This is a genomic window from uncultured Eubacterium sp. (genome assembly GCF_934295145.1).
Taxonomy (GTDB): Bacteria; Bacillota; Clostridia; order Lachnospirales; family Lachnospiraceae; genus Eubacterium_I.
Window position 1 is genome coordinate 1 of record NZ_CAKRAS010000091.1, and the last position, 6,861, is coordinate 6,861.

A 6,861-nucleotide genomic window follows, 5' to 3' on the forward strand; every position below is an offset into this window, starting at 1 on the left:
GATATGACTTCCGGACGTATCGCACCGCAGATTTTGAGATTTGCAATGCCTGTGTTGCTGGGGCTGGTTTTCCAGAGAATCTATAATTTTGCAGACTCTTATATTGTGGGGCATTTTTTAGGGGATAATGCGCTGGCAGCGGTCAGTGTGGCAGGCGTCGGTATGTATCTGGTATTTTCGTTGATCATCGGTCTGACGACGGGTGTAACGGTTGTTATGTCACAATACTATGGTGCAAAGGAAGAGGATAAAGTAGTAAAGACATTCTTTTCCTCTATTTTTATTGCACTTGGCATGACGATATTTGTTACGGTGATCGGATTGCTTATGACAAGGCCGTTGCTGATCGTGCTGCAGACTCCGGCAGAGGTACTGGATGCGGCTGTTTTGTACCTGCGGATCATTTGTGCCGGTTCTGTCGGAACAATGTTGTATAACTGGATTTCTGCTGTTTTACGCTCACTGGGTAATTCCGTGGTTCCGCTGATTTTTCTTGGTATCTCCAGTTTGTTGAATATTGTATTTGATATTTTATTTGTGGCTGTGATTCCTCTGGGAGTTGGCGGTGCTGCATTTGCAACCGTACTGGCGCAGGTTATATCCGGCGTGGCCTGCCTGCTTTATGCATGGAAGATTTTGCCGATGCTTCGGATCCGCAGAGATAAACTGAAACTGGATACTTATATCGGAAAACAAATGCTGGTGTATGGTCTGCCGGCAGCATTGCAGATGAGCATTATTTCCATTTCAGATATGACATTACAGGCAGTGGTAAATACATACGGAACGACATTGGTTGTAGCGTATGGTGTGTGTATCAAAGTGGAAGGGCTTGGAATGCAGGTGGGCGATGCTCTCGGAACGGCACTGGGAACCTTTACCGGACAAAATACGGGGGCGAAGAACATTGAGCGGATCAAAGCCGGATTTCGCACTACATTTTTGTTGAATGCCATTGGATATGCGGTTGTATCACCGTTGATCTTCTTGCTGGCACCAGTGGTCATGCGGATGTTTACTGATAATCAGGAAGCGATTGGTTATGGAGTGGAATACATGCATATTTTTGCACCGTTTCTGATTGGTGTCGGAACATTGAATCTGTTTCATAACATGCTTCGTGCAGTGGGAGACGTGAAAATTACCATCTGGATGGGCATCAGTGAGGTCATTACCCGTATCGGTTTTGCATTTTTGTTTTCCTGTCTGTGGGGATATTGGGGGCTCTGGTGGGTGTCTCCGATCACCTGGTGGTGCGCAGCAGGTCTGGGCGGTTTGCGATATCTGAGCGGTGTATGGAAAAAGAAAGTGAGAAATCATGAGAAAATTTTTGATCATAGAGGATGAAACACGTCTGGCGGATGTGCTATATGACTGGTTTTGCAGTAAGAATTTTCAGGTTACGGTCTGTTATGATGGAAATCCAGATATGAGGCAGCGGTGAAGACAAACTATGATGCGATTATTTCAGATGTCATGCTGCCTGTGATGGATGGTTTGTCAATTGTGAAAGAATTAAGGAAAATGAGGATATAAAAGAAAAACAGGATAAGACATCGGACCGGGAAGAAGAGAGTTATGTTCAAAAAAAGTAAACGGACAACTGGTAATTGATGAAAACGCAGAAATTACAAATGCCAATGGAGACTTACACTGCCGCAACAGCTCCGGTTATCATCAATATAGGTGCGGCAGGATACAGTGCACAGGAAAATCAGGAGGTAAGACATTTTGACAAATATGTTCTGAAGGTACTGCAGGATCAGAAAGAAACACTGAGCAAATTATTTAATAACGGTGCAGAATCATGATATAATGAGCGCAAGAGAGCCATAGGGAGCTTGCTCACTATTGGCGAACGGCGAATGTTGATCATAAGAGCTGCATAAGCAGCGACAAGCACCGTAGGTGCGACTTATGATATATTGAGTGCAAGAGAGTCAATATGTTTGCATAATTGACGAACGTCGAAATAGTGTTGATAGTGCCTGCTGTGAGAAAGCAAACTTTAAAGTACATAATATTTATGGAAAATGAGAAGAACAAATCTGGGCCATCGTGTATTCTTTTAATGTAATCAAAAGGGAAAAACCTGAAGAAAAATGAGAAGAAAGAGGTATAAAAGATGGCTAGATTTACAATTCCAAGAGATGTATATTATGGTGAAGACGCTATTGAGAACTTAAGTGTGTTAAAAGGGCATAAAAAGGCGTTTGTTGTAACTGGAACAAATTTTATGATTGATAACGGATATCTGGAAAAAGTCAAAAACCTTCTTCATGATAACGGAATGGAAGTAAAGGTATTTGATAAAGTTGAAAGTAATCCGCTGATATCAACGGTTTACCGTGGCGCTGAGCAGATGTGTGAGTGGGAGCCGGATGTGATTGTTTCATTAGGTGGTGGTTCACCGACAGACAGCGCAAAAGCAATGTGGATTTTTTATGAAAATCCGGAATTGAAATTTGATGATATTAAAACACCATATTCACTTCCAAAACTTCGTAAAAAAGCAATTTTTGTTGCAATTGGAACTACTTCCGGAACAGGAACAGAGGTTACTTCTTTTTCTGTAATAACAGAAGATGATACTAAAATTAAATATCCAATTGCAGATTTTGAAATCACACCGGATATTGCAATCGTAGATACGAAAATTCCACTTTCTATGTCACAGGTATTAACAGCGGATTCTGGTATGGATGCACTGACTCATTCCATTGAGGCATATGTGGCAACAGCACATACGGATTTGACTGACTGTCTGGCACTTAAGAGCGCGCAGATGGTATTTGAAAACCTGGAAGATTCCTGCAATGGCAGCTCAGAGGCCAGAAAACAGGTTCATGTAGGTCAGGATATGGCAGGAATGTCTTTTTCTAATGCTCTGCTTGGTATTGTACATTCTCTTGCGCATAAAGTAGGGGTGAATTATGGTATTACTCATGGCCGTTGTAATGCAATCATGCTGCCATATGTTATCGAATATAACAGTCTGGTTGCAGCAGATCGTTTCGCAGATATTGCGGATGCTCTTGGGCTTTCCGGTGCAACAGATAAACAGAAAGTAAATGCATTAGTAAGAGCAATTAAGGATTTGAATGCATCAATTGGAATTCCGGTTTCTTATCAGGCAGCAGGTGTAGATGAGAACGTATATAAAGAAACACTTGATGTATTGGCAGAAGCTGCATGTGGTGATCCATGTACTTTATTTAATCCACGTGAGACAAAGGTAGAAGACATGAAAAAGATTATGGCATGCTGCTATTACGGACAGGACGTTAATTTTTAAAAATCGGATTTTTATGTAGATAATCCAGATTTTGCAGAAGTAGAAAATGATGGAAACCTCTGGTATATCTTTTAGGGTATATCGGAGGTTATTTTCATTTGATAGGAAATTACGATAAATTTCCTGTCAAATAAAAGCATTTCGTGCAGATAATGTGCACATTGAAAAATGAAAGTCTGAAATCTGGATTGGAAAATGACACTGTGCTATACTGGAATACAGGAGGAAAATAAAATGTCCGCACCACGATATTATCTAAAAGGAAATTTTAAAAAATTCAGGCAGATATTTATAAATTCAGGATTTGAAAAAAGAACTTTTCAGGCTGGGGATATTCTGATTCAACCGCACAATACATGGACTCATATTTATTATTTACTGTCCGGGGAAGTAAAAGTGTCTATAGTTGAAAGTAATCTTGGTAAAGATCTGGCATATTGCGGATCTGATTATCTGGTTCCCTTTGCACTTTCCACAGACAGTCCAATCCAGAATTTGATGCAGGTGGAAGCAGTGACAGAAATTGAAGCAATTGTTGTACCCAGGGAGCAATGGCATCGGCTAAGTGAATATCCAGAGTTAAATGAAGAAATTCGCCAGATGCTGATGGATTATATTTATCTGCTTGCACATGAACTGGAAAGCCAGACTTTTGACAGCGGAATGGAAAAGGTTGCGTCTTTTTTATATACGGTATATGAGAATACGGATAATGAGCAGATAAATATTCCGATGAATTCATTGTGCTCTTTTATTGGATTGAACCGTACAAACTTGAATAAATATCTGAATGTATTGATTGAAGATGGAGTAGTCAGGAAAGTAAAGCGCAGTGTGTTGATTTTGCATCCTGAAAAATTAAAAACATATTGTTCAGAGCGTGTACTTAAGTGTAAGATTATTCCACCTGGTAAAACAGAAATCCAACCGGCAAAATATGATTTCAAGCAAAAAATTGTTCATGAGATGTATGACTTTTTTTCCATACATTTTTGTGAACAGGATGAAATTGAAAAATTTATCAGTGAGCTGCCAATGGACTATGGATATTTGAATCGCCTGTTTAAGATGCAGTATGACAGGACGATGCGTGCTTATATTTTGGAACAGCGTCTTGATTATGCAGCAGAATTATTGATGAAAACAGATAAAAAAGTTGTAGATGTGGCTTATGAATCCGGTTTTAACAGTGTATCCGGATTTTATCGGAGTTTTAAAGAAAATCTTGGTATATCACCAACTGAATATAGAAAAGAAAACAGATAATGTTTGGTAACAAATATGTAGTGAAGGAGAAGAAAATTATGAAATTTCAGTGGTTAAACGAAAGTACTATTGTAAAAACAGACGACAAAATTGAAATTTATGCACCAGGAAAAACAGATTTTTTCTGTGGCAGTACGGATGAGTGTGAAGAAGGAATTCTTCCGGAGTCTCTTTGCAATGCACCATATTATTATACAGAAGTGAAGGGAGACTTTGTATTAAAAGTAAAAGTAAGCCATGATTTTAAAGATGTTTATGATTCGGCATCTGTGATGGTGATGAAAAATCTGACCTGTTGGGCAAAATGTTGTTATGAATTGACGGATTTTGGAACACATGCTGCTGTAAGTGTGGTAACAAAAGGAGATTCTGACGATGCAAATGGATGTAATCTGGAAGGAAATTCTGCGTGGCTTCAGGTCTGCCGTGTAGATAATAATTTTGCATTTCATTATTCCGTGGATGGAGAAAATTTCTATATGATGAGATATTTTCATTTACCGGTGGAATCTGTGATAAAAGTAGGATTGCTTGCACAGGCGCCAACTGGAGATGGTGGAATACGCACGTATGAACATCTGTCTATTGAAAAGAAAACTGTAAAAAATATAAGAGCCGGAAAATGATTTTATAATGGCAAAAAGATAATTCCCTCATAAAAGTGTAAGAGTATGCGGAAAATTCCCTCATAAAAGTGTAAATATATATAAAAAATTCGCTCATAAAATTGTTGAATAAACAAGATAATATGGTATATTAATGAAGTAGGAAGAAAAATCAGGAATGTTCCTGGTATTCTTGCTGTAAGGTGTGCATTGTATAAGTGTAGACTGCGATTTTTATGGGAGGCACAGACGGATGTATTTACAAAGAAAAATAGACCAATATCTGGCAGAGTGGAAATCGAACGAATATCGCAAGCCACTGATTGTAAAAGGGGCAAGACAGATTGGAAAAACGGAGTCGATACGAAGTTTTGCAGAAAAAAATTATAAATCATTTATTGAGATTAATTTTGTAGAAGAACCAAAATATAAAGCAATTATCAGTGATGGATATCAGGCAGCAGATATTATTAAAAATATGTCAAGGATTGATCCGAAAAAACGTTTTATACCGGGAGAAACGTTACTGTTTTTTGATGAGCTGCAGGAATTTCCTGAAATTGCTACCAGTTTGAAGTTCTTTGCACAGGATGGACGTTTTGATGTTATCTGCAGTGGTTCTCTGTTGGGAATTTCGTACCAGAGAATAGAAAGTAACAGTGTTGGATATAAAACAGATTACAAAATGTATTCTATGGATTTTGAGGAATTTTTGTGGGCGAAGGGATATCAGAAGGAATGGATTGAAGATATGCTGGAGCATATGAAAAATGGAACGCCATTTAATGACGCTGAAATCCAGACGTATGACAATTTGTTTTTAGATTATTGCATTTTAGGTGGATTGCCTGGAGTTGTAAAAGAATATATTCGGACAAATACATTTGAAGGTACATTGCAGCTTCAGATGCAGTTGCTGGAAGATTATCGCGAAGATATTCGAAAATATGCGGAAGGGTTGGATCAGGCAAGGATTCTGAATGTGTTTAATCATATTCCAATTCAGCTTGCAAAAGATAATAAAAAATTTCAGATTTCCAAAGTGGCAAGCGGTGCACGATTCAAAGATTATCGTGGATGTATCGACTGGTTAAAAGACAGTGGACTGGTAAATATCTGTTACTGCCTGTTATATCCGGAGCTTCCGTTAAAAGGAAATTATGATAGTGAAAAATATAAGCTCTACTATTTTGATACGGGCATGCTGGTGGCAATGATGGATGAGGAAACGCAGGATGATTTGCGGGCAAATAAAAATCTGAATGTTTATAAAGGTGCTTTATATGAAAATATTGTAGCAGAAGCTCTGGTAAAAGGCGGGTATGATCTTTATTATTATAAAAAGGATAATTCTACATTAGAAGAAGATTTTTTTGTCAGAACAAAGAAATATCTGGTTCCGGTAGAAGTAAAAGCGACAAATGGCCGTTCAAAATCGTTGCGTAGTTTGATAGAAAGCGATAAATATCCAGATATCACATTTGGAATTAAATTTATTAAAGGAAATATCGGAATAGAAAACGGAATTCGGACATTTCCATATTTTTGTACATTTTTATTGAAAAGATATATTCGATCTCTGGAAGAATAGTTTTTTAGAAATCTCTGCATTGACTTTTAAAGTGTGCTTTGTTATCATTGAACTCAGTGTGCAAAGCACACTTTTTTTCTGCAAATTTATTTAGAGTATATATT

General features: G+C 38.1%; 6 protein-coding genes. All 6 read left to right on the forward strand.

The window, feature by feature from the left end:
* On the forward strand, positions 1-1,347 hold a 1,347-nt coding region (locus tag Q0I54_RS12780; protein ID WP_296119162.1), incomplete at its 5' end, for an MATE family efflux transporter.
* Between the two features lie 266 nt (positions 1,348-1,613).
* Positions 1,614-1,811: a hypothetical protein gene (locus Q0I54_RS12785; RefSeq protein ID WP_288619934.1), complete on the forward strand. Its 198-nt coding sequence runs from the start codon at positions 1,614-1,616 to the stop codon at positions 1,809-1,811.
* A 314-nt stretch (positions 1,812-2,125) separates the two neighbouring features.
* A complete protein-coding gene (locus Q0I54_RS12790) occupies positions 2,126-3,295 on the forward strand; it encodes an iron-containing alcohol dehydrogenase (protein ID WP_296119167.1) in 1,170 nt (389 codons plus the stop codon).
* 396 nt (positions 3,296-3,691) lie between these two features.
* Positions 3,692-4,561, forward strand: a complete 870-nt coding sequence (locus Q0I54_RS12795; protein WP_353886717.1) for a helix-turn-helix domain-containing protein — start codon at positions 3,692-3,694, stop codon at positions 4,559-4,561.
* A gap of 38 nt (positions 4,562-4,599) precedes the next feature.
* Positions 4,600-5,187 carry a DUF1349 domain-containing protein gene (locus Q0I54_RS12800; RefSeq protein ID WP_296119170.1) on the forward strand — a complete coding sequence of 196 codons (588 nt, stop codon included), beginning with the start codon at positions 4,600-4,602 and terminating at the stop codon, positions 5,185-5,187.
* A gap of 232 nt (positions 5,188-5,419) precedes the next feature.
* Positions 5,420-6,757, forward strand: a complete 1,338-nt coding sequence (locus Q0I54_RS12805; protein ID WP_296119173.1) for an ATP-binding protein — start codon at positions 5,420-5,422, stop codon at positions 6,755-6,757.
* Positions 6,758-6,861 lie beyond the last annotated feature (104 nt).